General features: G+C 70.8%; 17 protein-coding genes. 8 read left to right on the forward strand and 9 right to left on the reverse strand.

The window, feature by feature from the left end; translation table 11 throughout:
• Nucleotides 1–67: 67 nt before the first annotated feature.
• The 5 genes from pgl to tkt are packed head-to-tail and all read right to left on the reverse strand — an operon-like array spanning nucleotide 68 to nucleotide 6,708.
• Nucleotides 68–850 (reverse strand): 6-phosphogluconolactonase, encoded by a 783-nt coding sequence (pgl, locus tag ACZ7L0_RS10455; protein ID WP_471242025.1) that lies wholly within the window; start codon nucleotides 848–850, stop codon nucleotides 68–70.
• Entirely contained in the window at nucleotides 847–1,932 is a 1,086-nt protein-coding gene (opcA, locus tag ACZ7L0_RS10460; RefSeq protein WP_471242026.1) for a glucose-6-phosphate dehydrogenase assembly protein OpcA, read from the reverse strand. Before opcA ends, pgl begins: the two co-directional genes overlap by 4 nt.
• Entirely contained in the window at nucleotides 1,929–3,467 is a 1,539-nt protein-coding gene (zwf, locus tag ACZ7L0_RS10465; protein WP_471242027.1) for a glucose-6-phosphate dehydrogenase, read from the reverse strand. Before zwf ends, opcA begins: the two co-directional genes overlap by 4 nt.
• Before the next feature lies 1 nt (nucleotide 3,468).
• A complete protein-coding gene (gene tal / locus ACZ7L0_RS10470; protein WP_471242028.1) occupies nucleotides 3,469–4,587 on the reverse strand; it encodes a transaldolase in 1,119 nt (372 codons plus the stop codon).
• Nucleotides 4,588–4,620: 33 nt separating this feature from the next.
• Nucleotides 4,621–6,708, reverse strand: a complete 2,088-nt coding sequence (gene tkt / locus ACZ7L0_RS10475; RefSeq protein ID WP_471242029.1) for a transketolase — start codon at nucleotides 6,706–6,708, stop codon at nucleotides 4,621–4,623.
• 390 nt (nucleotides 6,709–7,098) lie between these two features.
• On the opposite strand from tkt, the gene ACZ7L0_RS10480 reads away from it, so the two are divergent.
• From ACZ7L0_RS10480 to ACZ7L0_RS10495, 4 genes are all read left to right on the forward strand, one after another.
• Nucleotides 7,099–8,052 carry a heme o synthase gene (locus ACZ7L0_RS10480; RefSeq protein WP_471242030.1) on the forward strand — a complete coding sequence of 318 codons (954 nt, stop codon included), beginning with the start codon at nucleotides 7,099–7,101 and terminating at the stop codon, nucleotides 8,050–8,052.
• A gap of 111 nt (nucleotides 8,053–8,163) precedes the next feature.
• Nucleotides 8,164–8,496 carry a hypothetical protein gene (locus ACZ7L0_RS10485; RefSeq protein WP_471242031.1) on the forward strand — a complete coding sequence of 111 codons (333 nt, stop codon included), beginning with the start codon at nucleotides 8,164–8,166 and terminating at the stop codon, nucleotides 8,494–8,496.
• Between the two features lie 57 nt (nucleotides 8,497–8,553).
• A complete protein-coding gene (locus ACZ7L0_RS10490) occupies nucleotides 8,554–9,660 on the forward strand; it encodes an amidohydrolase family protein (protein WP_471242032.1) in 1,107 nt (368 codons plus the stop codon).
• A gap of 28 nt (nucleotides 9,661–9,688) precedes the next feature.
• Nucleotides 9,689–10,426, forward strand: a complete 738-nt coding sequence (locus tag ACZ7L0_RS10495; protein WP_471242033.1) for a nucleotidyltransferase domain-containing protein — start codon at nucleotides 9,689–9,691, stop codon at nucleotides 10,424–10,426.
• Nucleotide 10,427: 1 nt separating this feature from the next.
• Here ACZ7L0_RS10495 and ACZ7L0_RS10500 read toward each other — a convergent pair whose 3' ends face one another.
• Genes ACZ7L0_RS10500 through ACZ7L0_RS10515 form a run of 4 tightly spaced genes read right to left on the reverse strand, consistent with a single transcriptional unit; the run spans nucleotide 10,428 to nucleotide 14,019 of the window.
• On the reverse strand, nucleotides 10,428–11,429 hold the full coding sequence (locus ACZ7L0_RS10500) for a COX15/CtaA family protein (protein WP_471242034.1): 1,002 nt from the start codon (nucleotides 11,427–11,429) through the stop codon (nucleotides 10,428–10,430).
• Nucleotides 11,430–11,484: 55 nt separating this feature from the next.
• Nucleotides 11,485–12,240 carry an ABC transporter permease gene (locus ACZ7L0_RS10505; RefSeq protein WP_471242209.1) on the reverse strand — a complete coding sequence of 252 codons (756 nt, stop codon included), beginning with the start codon at nucleotides 12,238–12,240 and terminating at the stop codon, nucleotides 11,485–11,487.
• Nucleotides 12,241–12,251: 11 nt separating this feature from the next.
• Entirely contained in the window at nucleotides 12,252–13,175 is a 924-nt protein-coding gene (locus tag ACZ7L0_RS10510) for an ABC transporter ATP-binding protein (RefSeq protein WP_471242035.1), read from the reverse strand.
• A gap of 31 nt (nucleotides 13,176–13,206) precedes the next feature.
• On the reverse strand, nucleotides 13,207–14,019 hold the full coding sequence (locus tag ACZ7L0_RS10515) for an AAC(3) family N-acetyltransferase (protein ID WP_471242036.1): 813 nt from the start codon (nucleotides 14,017–14,019) through the stop codon (nucleotides 13,207–13,209).
• A gap of 161 nt (nucleotides 14,020–14,180) precedes the next feature.
• Here ACZ7L0_RS10515 and ACZ7L0_RS10520 point away from each other — a divergent pair, with 161 nt between their 5' ends.
• From ACZ7L0_RS10520 to ACZ7L0_RS10535, 4 genes are read left to right on the forward strand one after another with little or no spacing between them, the layout of a single operon-like run.
• Nucleotides 14,181–14,924 (forward strand): helix-turn-helix transcriptional regulator, encoded by a 744-nt coding sequence (locus tag ACZ7L0_RS10520; protein ID WP_471242037.1) that lies wholly within the window; start codon nucleotides 14,181–14,183, stop codon nucleotides 14,922–14,924.
• Entirely contained in the window at nucleotides 14,921–16,342 is a 1,422-nt protein-coding gene (gene sufB / locus ACZ7L0_RS10525; protein WP_225828092.1) for a Fe-S cluster assembly protein SufB, read from the forward strand. The genes ACZ7L0_RS10520 and sufB overlap by 4 nt, the downstream gene beginning before the upstream one ends.
• A gap of 54 nt (nucleotides 16,343–16,396) precedes the next feature.
• Nucleotides 16,397–17,581, forward strand: a complete 1,185-nt coding sequence (gene sufD, locus ACZ7L0_RS10530; RefSeq protein WP_471242038.1) for a Fe-S cluster assembly protein SufD — start codon at nucleotides 16,397–16,399, stop codon at nucleotides 17,579–17,581.
• Nucleotides 17,578–17,901, forward strand: a complete 324-nt coding sequence (locus tag ACZ7L0_RS10535) for a non-heme iron oxygenase ferredoxin subunit (protein WP_471242039.1) — start codon at nucleotides 17,578–17,580, stop codon at nucleotides 17,899–17,901. Before sufD ends, ACZ7L0_RS10535 begins: the two co-directional genes overlap by 4 nt.

Consider the following 17,901-nt stretch of genomic DNA (forward strand, 5'->3'; position numbering starts at 1 on the left):
GGGAGAGGGGGTGGGGAGTGCCGCGGGAACCCCCCCCCCCGCCCCTCGCTCCTTCAGTTCCCTCGGCTCACGGCGAGGCCGGTGGATACAGCGACCGGGGCAGTTGGGAGGCCGCCGCCGCGTCCAGCAGCCACAGGGTCCGGGACCGGCCGCGGGCACCCGCCGCCGGGGCCTGGATCTCGCCCGCGCCCGAGAGGGCGATCGCGACGGCCTGTGCCTTGTCCTCGCCGGCCGCCAGGAGCCAGACCTCGCGGGCCGCCCGGATCGCGGGCAGCGTCAGGGTGACCCGGGTCGGGGGCGGCTTGGGGGCGCCGTGCACGCCGACCACCGTGCGCTCGGTCTCCCGCACGGCCGGCAGCTCGGGGAAGAGCGAGGCCACATGGGTGTCCGGGCCGACGCCCAGCAGCAGGACGTCGAAGGAGGGGACATCACCGTGGTTCTCGGGCCCCGCGGCCTTCGCCAGCTCCGCCGCGTACGCCTCCGCCGCCGCGTCCACGTCGGTGCCGTAAGGGCCGTCCGAGGCGGGCATGGCGTGCACCCGGGCCGGGTCCAGCGGCACCGAGGCGAGCAGCGCCTCGCGGGCCTGGGTGATGTTGCGTTCCGGATCGCCCTCGGGGAGGAAACGCTCGTCGCCCCACCACAGGTCGAGCCGGCCCCAGTCGATGGCGTCCCGGGCGGGGGCCGAGGCCAGCGCGGCGAGCAGGCCGTTGCCGTTGCGGCCGCCGGTGAGCACCACCGACGCGGAGCCGCGCGAGGACTGCGCGTCCACGATCTTGGTGATCAGCCGGGCCGCCGCGGCCTGCGCCATCAGCTCCTTGTCGCGGTGCACGACCAGTTGCGGAGTGCTCACTTCGCCGCCGCCTTCTTCACCGGTGCCTGCGCCGTCGCTTCCTTCGCGGGAGCTTTCGCAGCGGCTTCGACAGGAGTCCTGACGGCGACCGCCTCTCCTTTGGGCGCCGCGTCCGGCGTCGGAGCGGCGGCCGGAGCCCGGTCGCCGCCGCCGTTGGAGGCGGCCAGCCGCTCCACCCCGTACCGCAGGGCCGACGCGTAGGTGTCGTCCGGGTCGAGCCGCCGCAGCTCCTCCGCGATCAGCTCGGCCGTGTCACGCCGCTTCAGCGCCACCGCGCGGTCCGGCTGGCCCTCGATGGACAGGGTGGCCAGCGAACCGTCCGCCCGGTCCAGCGCTATCGGGCCGTGGCTTGTGTCCATACGGACCGCCGTGAGCCCCGGGCCGGACGAGAGGGAGCGCTTGACGGGGACGTCCAGCCGGTCCGCGAGCCACATCGCCAGCAGCTCACAGCTCGGGTTGAACTCCTCGCCCTCCACCTCGACGGCCCTGACCTCGCACACGACCTGGTCCAGGGCCGCCGCCAGCATCGAGCGCCAGGGCGTGATCCGGGTCCAGGACAGGTCCGTGTCGCCGGGGGTGTAGGCGTCGGCGCGGGCGGACAGCTCCCGTACCGGCTGCTCGGCGGCGTAGGTGTCGGTGACCCGGCGCTGGGCGAGCGCGCCCAGCGGGTCCTTGGCCGGGTCGAGCGGCGCGTTGACCGGCCACCACACGACCACCGGGGCGTCCGGCAGCAGCAGCGGCAGCACCACGGAGTCGGCGTGGTCGGCCACCTCGCCGTACAGCCGCAGCACCACCGTCTCGCCGGTGCCCGCGTCCGCGCCCACCCGCACCTCGGCGTCCAGCCGGGACTGCGTGCGGTCGCGGGGCGAGCGGGAGACGCGCTTGATGACCACCAGCGTGCGCGAGGGATGCTCGCGCGAGGCGTCGTTGGCGGCCTTCAGCGCGTCGTAGGCGTTCTCCTCGTCGGTGACGATGACCAGGGTGAGCACCATGCCCACGGCGGGCGTGCCGATGGCCCGGCGGCCCTGCACCAGCGCCTTGTTGATCTTGCTGGCCGTGGTGTCCGTGAGGTCTATCTTCATGGCCGGCGCCAGCTCCGTCCGTCTCGTGCGAGCATCTCGTCGGCCTCCGCGGGACCCCACGTACCCGACGGGTACTGCGCGGGCCTGCCGTTCTTGTCCCAGTACTCCTCGATCGGGTCGAGGATCTTCCAGGACAGCTCGACCTCCTCGGTGCGCGGGAAGAGGTTGGCGTCACCCAGCAGCACGTCCAGGATCAGCCGCTCGTACGCCTCCGGGCTGGACTCGGTGAAGGACTCGCCGTAGGCGAAGTCCATCGACACGTCCCGGATCTCCATCGAGGTGCCCGGCACCTTGGAGCCGAAGCGCACCGTGATGCCCTCGTCGGGCTGGACGCGGATGACGACCGCGTTCGAGCCCAGCTCCTCCGTCGCCGTGTGGTCGAAGGGGGAGTGCGGGGCCCGCTGGAAGACGACCGCGATCTCCGTGACCCGGCGGCCCAGACGCTTGCCGGTGCGCAGATAGAAGGGGACGCCCGCCCAGCGGCGGTTGTCGACCTCCAGTTTGATCGCGGCGTAGGTGTCGGTCTTCGACTTGGCGTTGATGCCGTCCTCTTCGAGGTAGCCGATGACCTTCTCGCCGCCCTGCCAGCCCGACGCGTACTGTCCGCGCACGGTGGCGTTGCCCAGGTCCTTCGGCAGGCGTACCGCGCCGAGCACCTTGGTCTTCTCCGCGGCCAGCGCGTCCGCGTCGAAGGAGGCGGGCTCCTCCATGGCCGTGAGGGCCATGAGCTGGAGCAGATGGTTCTGGATGACGTCGCGGGCGGCGCCGATGCCGTCGTAGTAGCCGGCCCGGCCGCCGATACCGATGTCCTCGGCCATGGTGATCTGCACGTGGTCCACGAAGGACCGGTTCCAGATCGGCTCGAACATGGTGTTGGCGAAGCGCAGCGCCAGGATGTTCTGGACGGTCTCCTTGCCGAGGTAGTGGTCGATCCGGAACACCTGGTCCGGCTCGAACACCTCGTGCACGATCGCGTTGAGCTCCTCGGCCGACCTGAGGTCGTGGCCGAACGGCTTCTCGATGACCGCGCGCCGCCAGGAACCGCCCTCCTGGTCGGCCAGCCCGTGCTTCTTCAGCTGCTGGATCACCACGGGGAAGGACTTCGGCGGCACCGACAGATAGAAGGCGAAGTTGCCGCCCGTGCCCTGCGCCTTGTCGAGCTCCTCGATCGTGGCGCGCAGCCGGTCGAAGGCGTCGTCGTCGTCGAAGGTGCCCTGGACGAAACGCATCCCCTGGATGAGCTGCTGCCAGACCTCCTCGCGGAAGGGGGTCCGGGAGTGCTCCTTGACGGCGTCGTGGACCTCGGCGGCGAAGTCCTCGTGCGCCCACTCGCGGCGGGCGAAGCCGACCAGCGAGAAGCCCGGCGGCAGCAGACCCCGGTTGGCGAGGTCGTACACGGCCGGCATCAGCTTCTTGCGGGACAGGTCTCCGGTGACGCCGAAGATGACCAGGCCCGACGGCCCCGCGATACGCGGGAGCCGTCGGTCCGCGGGGTCACGAAGCGGGTTCGCTCCGGAACCGGAAGAGGGGGACAATTCAGCCCTCCGTGGGAGCGAGGCGCTGAAGCTCCGCCTCGGTCGACTTGAGCAGGTCGTTCCAGGACGCCTCGAACTTCTCGACGCCCTCGTCCTCCAGGACCTGGACCACGTCGTCGTACGCGATCCCGAGCTTCTCGACCGCGTCGAGGTCGGCGCGGGCCTGCTCGTAGGTGCCGGCGACGGCGTTGCCGGTGATCTCGCCGTGGTCCTCGGTGGCCTCCAGCGTGGCCTCCGGCATGGTGTTCACCGTGTTCGGCGCCACCAGCTCGGTGACGTACATGGTGTCCTGGTACGCCGGGTCCTTCACGCCGGTCGACGCCCACAGCGGACGCTGCTTGTTGGCGCCCGCGCTCTCCAGCGCGCTCCAGCGGTCGGAGGAGAAGACCTCCTCGTACGCCTGGTAGGCGAGCCGCGCGTTGGCGATGGCGGCCTTGCCGCGCAGCGCCTTGGCCTCGTCGGTGCCCAGCGCGTCGAGCCGCTTGTCGATCTCGGTGTCCACGCGGGACACGAAGAAGGACGCCACGGAGTGGATCTTGGAGAGGTCCAGGCCGCGCTCCTTGGCCTTCTCCAGGCCGGAGAGGTACGCGTCCATGACGGCCCGGTAGCGCTCCAGGGAGAAGATCAGCGTGACGTTGACGCTGATGCCGTGGCCGATCGTCTCGGTGATCGCCGGGATGCCCGCCCTGGTGGCCGGGATCTTGATCAGCGTGTTCGGGCGGTCGACCAGCCACGCCAGCTGCTTGGCCTCGGCGACCGTCGCCTTCTCGTTGTGCGCCAGCCGCGGGTCCACCTCGATGGAGACCCGGCCGTCCTGGCCGCCGGTGGCGTCGAAGACGGGGCGCAGGATGTCGGCGGCGTCGCGGACGTCCGCCGTGGTGATCATGCGGATGGCCTCTTCGACGGTGACCTTGCGGGCGGCGAGGTCCGACAGCTGCTGGTCGTAGCCGTCGCCCTGGGAGATCGCCTTCTGGAAGATCGTCGGGTTGGTGGTGACGCCCACGACGTGCTGCTGGTCGATCAGCTCGGCGAGGTTGCCGGACGTGATCCGCTTGCGCGACAGGTCGTCCAGCCAGATCGCGACGCCTTCTTCGGTGAGGCGCTTGAGTGCGTCTGTCATGGAATTACATCTCCTACGTGTCGTATATGGGCGTCAGCGCTGGGCGGCGGCGATGGATTCCCGGGCCTTGGCGGCCACGTTCTCGGCAGTGAAGCCGAACTCGCGGAAGAGGACCTTGCCGTCGGCGGAAGCACCGAAGTGCTCCAGGGAAACGATGCGGCCGGCGTCTCCGACGTACTTGTGCCAGGTGAGACCGATGCCGGCCTCCACCGCGACACGTGCCTTCAGCGACGGGGGCAGGACGCTGTCCCGGTACCCCTGGTCCTGCTGCTCGAACCACTCCACGGACGGCATCGAGACGACCCGGGTGGGGATCCCGTCGGCCTGCAGCTGCTCGCGGGCCTCGACGGCGACGTGCACCTCGGAGCCGGTGGCGATCAGGGCGACCTGCGCCTCGCCGCCGTCGGCCTCGAACAGGACGTAACCGCCGCGCGCGGCATCCTCGTTGGGCTCGTACACCGGTACGCCCTGGCGGGTGAGCGCCAGTCCGTGCGGCTGGCCCTTGCCGAACTCCTTCGTCCAGCGCTTGAGGATCTCGCGCCAGGCGATGGCGGTCTCGTTGGCGTCGGCCGGGCGGACCACGTTCAGGCCCGGGATGGCGCGCAGCGAGGCCAGGTGTTCGACCGGCTGGTGGGTGGGTCCGTCCTCGCCGAGGCCGATGGAGTCGTGCGTCCACACGTACGTCACCGGCAGGTGCATCAGGGCCGACAGGCGCACCGCGTTGCGCATGTAGTCGGAGAACACCAGGAAGGTGCCGCCGTAGACGCGGGTGTTGCCGTGCAGCGTGATGCCGTTCATCTCCGCGGCCATGGAGTGCTCGCGGATGCCGAAGTGGATGGTCCGGCCGTACGGGTTCGCCTCCGGCAGGGGGTTGCCCTCGGGGAGGAACGAGCTGTCCTTGTCGATCGTGGTGTTGTTCGACCCGGCGAGGTCGGCGGAGCCGCCCCACAGCTCGGGGATGACCGCGCCGAGCGCCTGCAGCACCTTGCCGGAGGCGGCGCGGGTGGCGACGCCCTTGCCGGGCTCGAAGACCGGGAGCTTCTCCTCCCAGCCGGTGGGCAGCTCGCCCGCGGCGATGCGGTCGAACTCGGCGGCGCGCTCGGCGTTGTTCTCACGCCACAGCTGGAACGACTTCTCCCACGCCGCCTTGGACTCGCGGCCCCGGTCGAGGGCCTGGCGGGTGTGGGCCAGCACCTCGTCGGCGACCTCGAAGCTCTGCTCCGGGTCGAAGCCGAGGACGCGCTTGGTGGCCGCGACCTCGTCGTCGCCGAGCGCCGAGCCGTGCGCGGCCTCGGTGTTCTGCGCGTTCGGGGCGGGCCAGGCGATGATGGAGCGCATCGCGATGAAGGACGGCCGGTCCGTGACCTGCTTCGCGGCCTCGATGGCGTTGTAGATGGCGTGCGGGTCGAGGTCGCCGTCCGGCTTCGGGGCGATCCGCTGCACATGCCAGCCGTAGGCCTCGTACCGCTTGGCGGTGTCCTCGGAGACGGCCGTCTCGGTGTCGCCCTCGATCGAGATGTGGTTGTCGTCCCACAGCAGGATCAGGTTGCCGAGCTTCTGGTGGCCGGCCAGCGAGGACGCCTCGGCGGAGATGCCCTCCTGGAGGCAGCCGTCACCGGCGATGCAGTAGATGAAGTGATCGAAGGGGGACTCACCCTGCGGGGCGTCCGGGTCGAACAGGCCACGCTCGTAGCGGGCGGCCATCGCCATGCCCACCGCGTTGGCGACGCCCTGGCCCAGCGGGCCGGTCGTCGTCTCCACGCCCTTGGTGTGGCCGTACTCCGGGTGGCCCGGGGTCTTCGAGCCCCAGGTGCGGAAGGACTGCAGGTCGTCCAGCTCCAGGCCGAAGCCGGCCAGGTAGAGCTGCGTGTAGAGAGTCAGGGACGAGTGGCCGGCGGACAGCACGAAGCGGTCGCGCGCCACCCAGTCGGGGTCGGCGGGGTCGTGCCGCATCACCTTCTGGAAGAGGGTGTAGGCGGCCGGCGCCAGGCTCATGGCCGTACCCGGATGGCCGTTGCCGACCTTCTGTACGGCGTCGGCGGCCAGGACGCGGGCGGTGTCGACGGCCCGCTGGTCCAATTCGGTCCACTCGAGGTCTGTGGTGGTCGGCTTGGTGCTCACCCTGAGTCAGGGCTCCTCTCCACATGATCGAATACCGGTCTTCTGGGCGCGCGCCCACCGGTTGCCGGTGCACTGGGTGCCCACCGGCCGCTGTCGAGCCTACCCCTGTAGGTACGTGCGTTTTTTCGAGCCATTCCAGACTGCCGGGCCTCTTCGGGATCCGCCTCCCGACTGGCCGGAATCGCATTCGGCACATGAATACGGAGCCGCTCATCTGACCGCTCAATCGAGCTTGGTGACTCCTCGGACGGGCGGCTCATCAACACGAGTCGACCCCCGCGAATGTCCGGGTCTGGGCAACGTCTAAAGTGGCGTGGTACGCGCGAGCCCCCACCGTCAGTCCACAGGGACTGTTCCCACGGACCGGCTCGCTGGGAGTCTCTGTCAGGGGTGTGCGTGACGGCCGTCGAATCCCGTCCAGCGGGGGTGCTCGGTGCGAGCGAGAGCCCGAGCCACCGGCCGTTCGGGGCCCGTGTCAAAGCTTTCGTGGCGCTGACCAAGCCGCGGATCATCGAGCTGCTGCTCATCACCACCGTTCCGGTGATGTTCCTGGCGCAGCAGGGGGTGCCGGACCTGGGTCTGGTGCTGCTGACCTGCGTCGGCGGCTACCTGTCCGCGGGCGGCGCCAACGCGCTGAACATGTACATCGACCGTGACATCGACGCGTTGATGGACCGCACCTCGCAGCGGCCGCTGGTCACCGGGATGGTCAGCCCGCGCGAGTGCCTCGCCTTCGGCATCGCGCTGGCGGTCGCCTCGACGCTGCTGTTCGGGCTCGCCGTCAACTGGCTGTCGGCCTGGCTGTCGCTCGGAGCGCTCCTCTTCTACGTCGTCGTCTACACGATGATCCTCAAGCGGCGCACCTCGCAGAACATCGTGTGGGGCGGCATCGCCGGCTGTATGCCGGTGCTGATCGGCTGGTCCTCCGTCACGAACTCCATGTCCTGGGCGCCGGTCATCCTCTTCCTCGTCATGTTCTTCTGGACGCCGCCGCACTACTGGCCGCTGTCCATGAAGGTCAGGGAGGACTACGCGCGCGTGGGCGTGCCGATGCTGCCGGTCGTCGCCTCCAACAAGGTCGTCGCCAAGCAGATCGTGCTCTACAGCTGGGTCATGGTCGTGGTCTCGCTGATGCTGACCCCGCTCGGCTACACGGGCTGGTTCTACACGGCGGTCGCGCTGGTCGCAGGCGGGTTCTGGCTGTGGGAGGCGCACGCGCTGCAGAACCGGGCCAAGGCCGAGGTGACGGGCGCGAAGCTCAAGGAGATGCGCCTGTTCCACTGGTCCATCACCTATGTGTCGATCCTGTTCGTGGCGGTCGCGGTGGACCCCTTCCTCCGCTAGCCCCGGTTTTCCCGGTTGGTCCCCTCGTACGCGGGTACGGGCGGGGTGCGTGGTCAAGGCCACGCACCCCGCCCGTCGCCGTTTGAACTACTCGTCGGTAGCATCCTGGCCATGGCAGACACGCAGCAGGTTGACCCGAAGGCCGAGCGCAAGGTCGCGCGGCTCGCCCGGCAGATCGACGCCTTCTCCGAGGCGCACGGCGGAGCCGAGGGCCAGGTGGCCCACATCGGCGAGCGCGGCGCCCGCATCGTGCTCGTCGGCGAGGACGGCGGCTGGGGCGACCTGGTGGCGCCCAGCCAGACCATCGCCGAACAGGCGGTGGCGAAGGCCGGCATCACCGTCCACGAGACCTTCGACGGGGAGTTCGCGGCCAAGGTGAAGACCGGCCCGTACGAATGGACGCGGATGGCCGGAATCCAGGTGGGCGGCCCGAGCAACACCTGACACCGGGTTCACCCGTTAGGACCTTGGAAGGGCGAGGTCCAGCGACGGGGAGTCCGGATGATCGAAACGCCGTCCCTGGTGGACCAGTACTGCCACGGCGTCCTGCGCACGGAGCTGGGCCTCGGCACGTTCGAGGCCCGGCTGGCCCGCACCGAGGGTCCGCCCGCCCCCGGCACCACGCTCTTCGACACGCAGACCGGTTTCGCCGTACGCCGCTGGTGCCCGCCGCTGCTCGGCCTGGAGCCGCACTGTTCTCCCGCGCGGTATCTGGCCCGGCGCCGTGAACTGGGCGTGGCGGAAGTGGGCCGCCGCCTGCTGCGCGGCAGCGGGATCACGACGTACCTGGTCGACACCGGACTGCCCGGCGACCTGACGGGCCCCGCCGAGATGGCGTCGGCGGGCGAGGCCGACGCCCGCGAGATCGTCCGCCTGGAACTCCTCGCCGAACAGGTCGCCGACACCTCCGGCACCGTCGAGTCGTTTCTCGCCAATCTCGCCGAGTCGGTGCACGGTGCCGCCGCGCACGCCGCCGCCTTCACCTCGGTCGCCGGCTTACGGCACGGACTGGCGCTGGCGCCCGAGCCGCCCGGACCGGGGGAGGTGCGGGGCGCGGCCGGCCGCTGGCTGGCCGGGCGGGCGGTCGGCGGAGAGCTGAGCGACCCGGTCCTGCTGCGGCACTTGCTGTGGATCGCGGTCGCCTCGGGCCGGCCGCTCCAGCTGCACGCCGGGCTCGGCGAACCGGGCGCGCGCCCCGACCGCACCGACCCGGTCCTGTTGACCGACTTCGTGCGGGCCACGGCGGGTCTCGGCACCGACCTGGTCCTGCTGCACGGCTACCCGTACCACCGCCACGCCGCCCACCTCGCCGGGGCCTTCGCGCACGTCCACACCGACTCGGGTGCCGCCCTGGTGCGCACCGGGGCCCGCGCCGCGACGATCCTCGCCGAGGTCCTGGAGCTGGCCCCCTTCGGCAAGGTCCTCTTCTCCAGCGGCGCCCATGGCCTGCCCGAGCTCCACGTCGTCGCGGCCCGTCTGTTCTCCGAGGCCCTCGGCCGGGTGCTGGGCACCTGGGTCGCCGAGGGGGCCTGGTCACTGGGGGACGCGCAACGGGTGGCCGGAATGATCGCCGCGGGCAACGCGCGCAGGGTGTACGGCCTGGACTGAGCCGTGGAGAGCCGCGGAGACTGGGCGGATGCCGACCGACGTCCTGCTCGATCGCTTCCTCGATGCCCTGACGGCTCTGGACCCCGTGGCCGTCTGGGCGCACGGTTCGCTCGCCGGGGGCGACTACCAGGAAGGCCGCAGCGACCTCGACCTGATCGCGGTGCTGCCGGGCCCGGTCCGGCTGGACACCGTACGCAAGACCGTCGTGCTGCACCGCCGTCTGCGCGCCGAGCCGCTCGCGGTCCGCCTGCACTGCAGCTATCTGACGCCGGACACGCTGGCCGACCCCGGGCGCTCGCACCTGACCTGGGCGCACGACCGTGTGACGCGGCGACCGGTCACCCCCGTCACCCGGCGCGAGCTGCACGCCTTCGGACGGATGCTGTACGGCGCGCCCCCGGCCGAACTGCTCCCACCCGTGCCGGACCGCGAGCTGAGCGAGTTCGTCGTCCGCGACCAGCGGGACTTCTGGCGGCCCGCGGTGGACAAGGCCCGCCTGTGGCGGCAGGACATCTGGGTCGACCTGGGCCTGCTGACCTTCGCCCGGGCGACCGACACGCTGCGCCGGGGCCGGCTGATCTCGAAGCGGGAGGCCCTGGACCTGCTCCCGGACCTCGGGGCACCGGTGGAGGTGGTGGAGGACATCGGACGGCGGCGCTACGAACGGCCCGCGCCGCCCACCAAGGGGTGGACGGCGCGCAGGAGCGATCTGACCAGGAGCTACCTGGGCCCGGCGATCGACCGGCTGGTCGCCGCGTACGGGTGACTCACGCGCGCGTGGCGACCGTCGCCTCGGCGGCCGGACCCGGCACGTCCGCCACGGCCTCCGCCCGCTCGCGCAACGACAGCAGCACCCGCAGCACCCCGATCCACACCAGGCACGAGCCGAGCATGTGCAGGCCCACCAGGACCTCGGGCAGGTGCGTGAAGTACTGGACGTACCCGATCACGCCCTGGGCCAGCAGCACCACGAACAGCTCCCGCGTCCGGTTCAGCGGCCCCTTGGGGGCGTCCACCGCCTTCAGGACGAACCACAGGGCGAAGGTCAGCGTCACCACGATCCAGGCGAGCACCGCGTGCAGCTTGGCGACGGTCTCCCAGTCGATGTGGATACGGTCGACCTCGCTGGAGTCACCCGCGTGCGGACCCGCCCCGGTCACCACCGTGCCGACCGCGATGAGCAGCACGGACGCGGCGACCAGGAACCACACCAGCTGCTGCACGGCCTTGCCGACCAGCGGACGCGGCGCCCCGTCGCCCTCGCGGGTGCGCTGCCACATCACCGTGGCGACGGTGATCAGTGCCGTCGACAGCAGGAAGTGGGCGGCGACCGTGTACGGGTTGAGGCCGACCAGGACGACGATGCCGCCGAGCACCGCGTTGCCCATGACCACCCAGAACTGCGCCCAGCCCAGCCGGGTCAGGCTCCGGCGCCACGGCTTGTGCGCCCGCGCCGCGATGATCGCCCAGCCGACGGCCGCGCACAGCACATACGTCAGCATGCGGTTGCCGAACTCGATGACGCCGTGGAAGCCCATCGCCCGGGTGGTGGTGAGCGAGTCGTCCGTGCAGGTGGGCCAGGTCGGGCAGCCCAGGCCCGAGCCGGTCAGCCGTACGGCACCGCCGGTGACCACGATCACCACCGACATCACGAGGGCGGCGAGCGCCGCCCGCCGGACCGTCCGGGGGTCGGGCGTCCAGCGCGCGGCGATGAACGACAGGGGGTTGCGCAGGGCCGCTTCGGCGTCGGCGGGGGTCAGCTTTGGCACGCCACCATCGTAGGCCGCCCGCTTGTGCACGCGTTCACGAGGGTCCCCCGGCGGGCTACTCCCAGCGGAAGAACCTCCCGGCCGCGGCCAGCCCCACGACCGCCCACACACCCAGGATCCCCAGGTCGCCCCAGGGCAGCCCGGCTCCGTCCCGCAGCACGTCCCGCAGCCCGTCCGACAGCGCCGAGACCGGCAGCAGCCCGAGCGCACTCTGGACGCCGGAGGGGAACTTGTCGAGCGGGACGATGACCCCGCCGCCCACCAGCAGCAGCAGGAAGACCAGGTTCGCGGCGGCCAGCGTGGCCTCCGCCTTCAGCGTGCCCGCCATCAGCAGGCCGAGCCCGGAGAAGGCGGCCGTGCCGAGGATCATCAGCAGCAGGACGGTGAGCGGGTTCCCGTGCGGCGACCAGCCCAGCGCGAAGGCGATCACCGTCAGCAGGATCACCTGGAGGATCTCCGTGACCAGGACCGACGCCGTCTTCGCGGCCATCAGTCCCCAGCGGGGCAGCGGGGAGGCGGCCAGGCGCTTGAGCACGCCGTAGCGCCGTTCGAAGCCCGTCGCGATGGCCTGCCCGGTGAACGCCGTCGACATCACGGCGAGGGCCAGGACGCCGGGGGCGAGGAAGTCGACCGCCTTGCCCGCGCCGGTGTCCACGATGTCCACCGAGCTGAACAGCACCAGCAGCAGCGTCGGGATCACCACCGTCAGCAGCAGCTGCTCGCCGTTGCGCAGCAGCATCTTCGTCTCCAGTGCCGCCTGGGCCGCGATCATGCGGGGGAGCGGGGCCGCCCCGGGCCTCGGGGTGTACATACCGGTGGCGGTCACGCGCGCAGCTCCTTGCCGGTCAGCTCCAGAAAGACGTCTTCGAGGGTGTGCCGCTCCACCGAGATCCGGTCCGGCATCACCCCGTGCTGGGCGCACCAGGAGGTCACCGTCGCGAGCAGCTGCGGGTCGACCTTGCCGACCACCCGGTAGGAGCCCGGGGTGAGCTCGGCGGCCGTGCAGTCGGCGGGGAGCGCCTTCAGCAGGGAGCCCACGTCGAGGCCGGGGCGGCCGGTGAAGCGCAGGGTGTTCTCGGCGCCGCCCTTGCACAGCTCCTCGGGGGAGCCCTGGGCGATGACCCGGCCGGCGTCGATGATCGCGACGTCGTCGGCGAGCTGCTCGGCCTCCTCCATGTAGTGGGTCGTGAGGATCACGGAGACGCCGTCGGCGCGCAGGTCCCGCACGAGCTCCCAGGTGGCCCGGCGGGCCTGCGGGTCGAGCCCGGCCGTCGGCTCGTCCAGGAACACCAGCTCGGGGCGTCCGACCACGGCCATGGCCAGCGCGAGCCGCTGCTGCTGCCCGCCGGACAGCCGCCGGTAGGCGGTACGCCCGCAGGAGCCGAGCCCGAGCCGCTCGATCAGCGCGTCCACGTCCAGCGGGTGCGCGTGCAGTCTGGCCACGTGGCGCAGCATCTCGTCCGCCCGCGCGCCCGAGTAGACGCCGCCGGACTGGAGCATCACGCCGATGCGGGGGCGCAGCTCGGCGGACTGTCCGACCGGGTCGAGGCCCAGGACGCGCACCGTTCCGGAATCCGGCTTCCGGTACCCCTCGCAGGTCTCGACCGTGGTCGTCTTGCCCGCCCCGTTGGGGCCGAGTACGGCGGTCACACCCGCCTGGGCCACCAGGTCGAGGCCGTCCACCGCGGTCTTCGTGCCGTACCGCTTCACCAAGGCCTGGACCTGGACCACGGGCTCACTTCGCATGGGTCCAGAGTCTAGGTAGCCGGGCCGGCCCTCAGGCGGGCGGGTACGGGATCTCCTCCTCACGGGGCCGGTGCACCGCCAGCCACCGCTCGGCGTAGGCCACCGCGTCCGCCACCGGGAACAGCCGTGCGTCGGCCGCGCCCACCTTCCCCCGGACGACGGGCCGGTCCCGTTCGAAGTCGTGCCCGAGCTCGTCGAACCGGTCGGAGGCGATGGACACCTCGGTCGGCGTCTCCCAGCCGCGGGGCCCTGGCCGCCCGTCCTCGACGACTGGCGCCGGGATCCGGTACTCGGCCAGGTGGAAGCTGGTGCAGGTGCCGTAACCCGCGCCGAGCAGCAGCACCCGGGCGCTCAGCTTCTCCAGCCGGGCCAGCGGGCTGCGCTCGCCGAGCCGGCAGTCGGGGGCGTGGCCGTCGACGATCTCCGCCGCGCGCGGGCCGAGGGCGGTGAAGGAGGTCTGCGGGTGGGCGCTGCGCAGGGCGCCGGGCCAGGTGCGTACGGTCTCCGGGATCACGCCCATGCCGCGCGAGGGCGTGATCAGCGGGTCGTACTCCGGCATCGTGGCCCGGATCCGCTCCCACCACTCCTCGGGTACCGGCGGATTGCCCCACCCGGCGGGATCCGACAGGTCGCCGGACTGGGTCGGGACGACCAGCGTGCCGTCCGGGCCGAGGGCGTCGAGCAGCCCCTGGACGACGGCGACGGCGCCTCCGTTGACCCAGCCGAGGGAGCTGAGCGAGGAGTGGACGAGGAGGATCTCGCCGGGCTCGACGCCCAGCGCCCGCAGCCCGGCGAAGACGGTCTCGCGGGTGACAAGAGGGCCGGTCGGAAGGGGTGTCGGCATGGTTCGGCAGTCTCTCGCGCGGGGCCCCGGGACGCCACCGGTTTGATCGATCAATGATCGTTTCCGCAGGTGGGATTAGGTATGCCTAAGTGACGCAGGGCACCGTCCGCCCGTCCGGACGCGGCTTGCCTGCCTCTGCCGAATTACGCAACAATGGCGTTGTGAAAAACGTCGGCGAGGCTCGGGAGACCCCCACGGGGACCCCCCAGGAGGAGCTCGCGACCGGGGAGCGGTCCACCCGCAACCGGGTCGCGCGGTCCATCCTGGACCACGGCCCGTCGACCGTCGCCGAGCTGGCCGGACGGCTGGGACTCACCCAGGCGGCCGTACGCCGTCACCTGGACGCGCTCGGCGCCGACGATGTCGTCGAGGCACGCGAGCAGCGGGTGTACGGAGCGCGGACCCGCGGCCGTCCCGCGAAGGTCTTCGCGCTCACCGACTGCGGCCGGGACGCCTTCGACCAGTCGTACGACAAGCTCGCCGCGGACGCGCTCCGCTGGATCGCCGATCGAGAGGGAGGGCAGGAGGCCATCACCGCCTTCGCCCGGGCCCGGATCGCCGCGCAGGCGAGGGCGTACCGCAAGGCGATCGAGAGCGTCACCCCGGACAAGCGCGCCGAAGCCCTGGCCAAGGCCCTGAGCGTGGACGGGTACGCTGCTACGGCGCGCAGCGCACCGGTCGGCGAGCAGCTCTGCCAGCACCACTGCCCGGTCGCCCATGTCGCGGAGCAGTTCCCCCAGCTGTGCGAGGCGGAGACGGAGATCTTCGCCGAGCTGCTCGGAACGCACGTCCAGCGACTGGCGACCATCGCCCACGGCGACGGCGTCTGCACGACGTTCATCCCCAAGATTTCCACTGACGCAACCGACGCATCCGCAAGCACGGCCGGGAGGAACCCCGCATGACTCTCCCCACGGAGACTGCTCACCCCGAACTCGAGGGCCTGGGCAAGTACGAATACGGCTGGGCCGACTCCGACGTCGCCGGTGCCTCTGCCAGGCGCGGTCTGAACGAGGACGTCGTCCGCGACATCTCGGGCAAGAAGTCCGAGCCGGAGTGGATGACCAAGCTGCGCCTCAAGGGCCTGAAGCTCTTCGAGAAGAAGCCCATGCCCAACTGGGGCTCGGACCTCTCGGGCATCGACTTCGACAACATCAAGTACTTCGTGCGCTCCACGGAGAAGCAGGCGGAGTCCTGGGAGGACCTGCCCGAGGACATCAAGAACACGTACGACAAGCTCGGCATCCCGGAGGCGGAGAAGCAGCGCCTCGTCGCCGGTGTCGCCGCCCAGTACGAGTCGGAGGTCGTCTACCACCAGATCCGCGAGGACCTGGAGGAGCAGGGCGTCATCTTCCTCGACACCGACACCGCGCTGAAGGAGCACCCGGAGCTCTTCAAGGAGTACTTCGGGACCGTCATCCCCGCCGGTGACAACAAGTTCGCGGCCCTGAACACCGCCGTGTGGTCGGGCGGCTCCTTCATCTACGTGCCGAAGGGCGTGCACGTGGAGATCCCGCTCCAGGCCTACTTCCGTATCAACACGGAGAACATGGGCCAGTTCGAGCGGACCCTGATCATCGTCGACGAGGGTGCCTACGTGCACTACGTCGAGGGTTGTACGGCCCCGATCTACAAGTCGGACTCGCTGCACAGCGCCGTGGTCGAGATCATCGTCAAGAAGAACGCCCGCTGCCGCTACACGACCATCCAGAACTGGTCGAACAACGTCTACAACCTGGTCACCAAGCGCGCCGTGGCGTACGAGGGCGCGACCATGGAGTGGATCGACGGCAACATCGGCTCCAAGGTGACGATGAAGTACCCGGCCGTCTACCTGATGGGCGAGCACGCCAAGGGCGAGACCCTCTCCATCGCCTTCGCGGGCGAGGGGCAGCATCAGGACGCCGGCTCCAAGATGGTCCACATGGCGCCGAACACGTCCTCCAACATCGTCTCCAAGTCGGTGGCGCGCGGCGGTGGCCGTACCTCGTACCGCGGTCTGGTCGAGATCGGCGAGGGCGCCGCCGGATCGAAGTCGAACGTGCTGTGCGACGCGCTGCTCGTCGACACCATCTCCCGCTCCGACACGTACCCCTACGTGGACGTCCGTGAGGACGACGTGTCCATGGGCCACGAGGCGACCGTCTCCAAGGTCTCCGAGGACCAGCTCTTCTACCTGATGAGCCGGGGTCTGAGCGAGTTCGAGGCGATGGCGATGATCGTGCGCGGCTTCGTCGAGCCGATCGCCAAGGAGCTGCCCATGGAGTACGCCCTCGAGCTCAACCGGCTGATCGAGCTGCAGATGGAAGGCGCGGTCGGCTAACCCGCCCCATCGGTCAGCACACGTCTTACTCACAGAGAGAGCACTACGACAGCCATGGCTGAGGCTCAGAACATCCCGGTGGGCTCCACCACCGCCGGCCAGATCGCGGTGGCCGCCGAGTCGACCGTCGCCACGCGCATGAGCGCGCCCCCGTCCTTCGACGTGGCGGACTTCCCCGTCCCCCACGGCCGCGAGGAGGAGTGGCGGTTCACGCCGCTGGAGCGGCTGCGCGGGCTGCACGACGGCACGGCGGTCGCGACCGGCGACGGCGTGAAGGTGGACGTCCAGGCCCCCGAGGGCGTGACCGTCGAGACCGTGGGCCGCGACGACGCGCGGCTGGGCAAGGCGGGCACCCCGGTGGACCGCGTCGCCGCCCAGGCGTACTCGGCGTTCGAGAAGGCCGGCGTGGTCACCGTCCCCAAGGAGACGGTACTCACCGAGCCGATCCGCATCGCCGTGCACGGCGAGGGCGGGGTCGCCTACGGCCACCAGGTCGTGGAGCTCGGAGCCTTCGCCGAGGCCGTCGTCGTCATCGACCACACCGGTGACGCCGTCCTCGCCGCCAACGTCGACTACATCCTGGGCGACGGCGCCAAGCTGACCGTCGTCTCCGTCCAGGACTGGGACGACAAGGCCGTCCACGTCGGCCAGCACAACGCGCTGATCGGCCGGGACGCCACCCTCAAGTCGTTCGTGGTCACCTTCGGCGGCGACCTCGTACGCCTGCACCCGCGCGTCGCCTACGCCGGCACCGGCGGCGAGGCCGAGCTCTTCGGCCTGTACTTCACCGACGCCGGCCAGCACCAGGAGCACCGCCTCCTGGTCGACCACAACACCCCGCACTGCAAGTCCAACGTGGCGTACAAGGGCGCGCTCCAGGGCGAGAACGCCCACGCGGTGTGGATCGGCGACGTACTCATCGAGGCCAAGGCCGAGGGCACCGACACCTACGAGATGAACCGCAACCTGGTCCTCACGGACGGTGCCCGGGTCGACTCGGTGCCGAACCTGGAGATCGAGACCGGCGAGATCGTCGGCGCCGGCCACGCGAGCGCCACCGGCCGCTTCGACGACGAGCAGCTCTTCTACCTGATGGCCCGGGGCATCCCGGAGTACGAGGCCCGCCGCCTCGTGGTCCGCGGCTTCTTCGCCGAGCTGGTCCAGCAGATCGGTGTCACGGACATCGAGGAGCGCCTGATCGCCAAGATCGAGGAAGAGCTGGAGGCGTCGGTCGCATGAGCGGCGCATTCGTACGCGCCTGTGCGCTGAGCGAGCTGGAGGAGGACACCCCGAAGCGGGTGGAACTCGACGGCACGCCGGTGTCCGTCGTGCGGACCTGCGGCGAGGTCTACGCGATCCACGACATCTGCTCGCACGCGAACGTCTCGCTCTCCGAGGGCGAGGTGGAGGACTGCCAGATCGAGTGCTGGCTGCACGGCTCCGCGTTCGACCTGCGCACCGGCAAGCCGTCCGGTCTCCCCGCGACGCGCCCCGTCCCCGTATACCCCGTAAAGATCGAAGGGGACGACGTTCTCGTCTCCGTCACCCAGGAGTCCTGA

Source organism: Streptomyces sp. NPDC039424 (assembly GCF_055639495.1).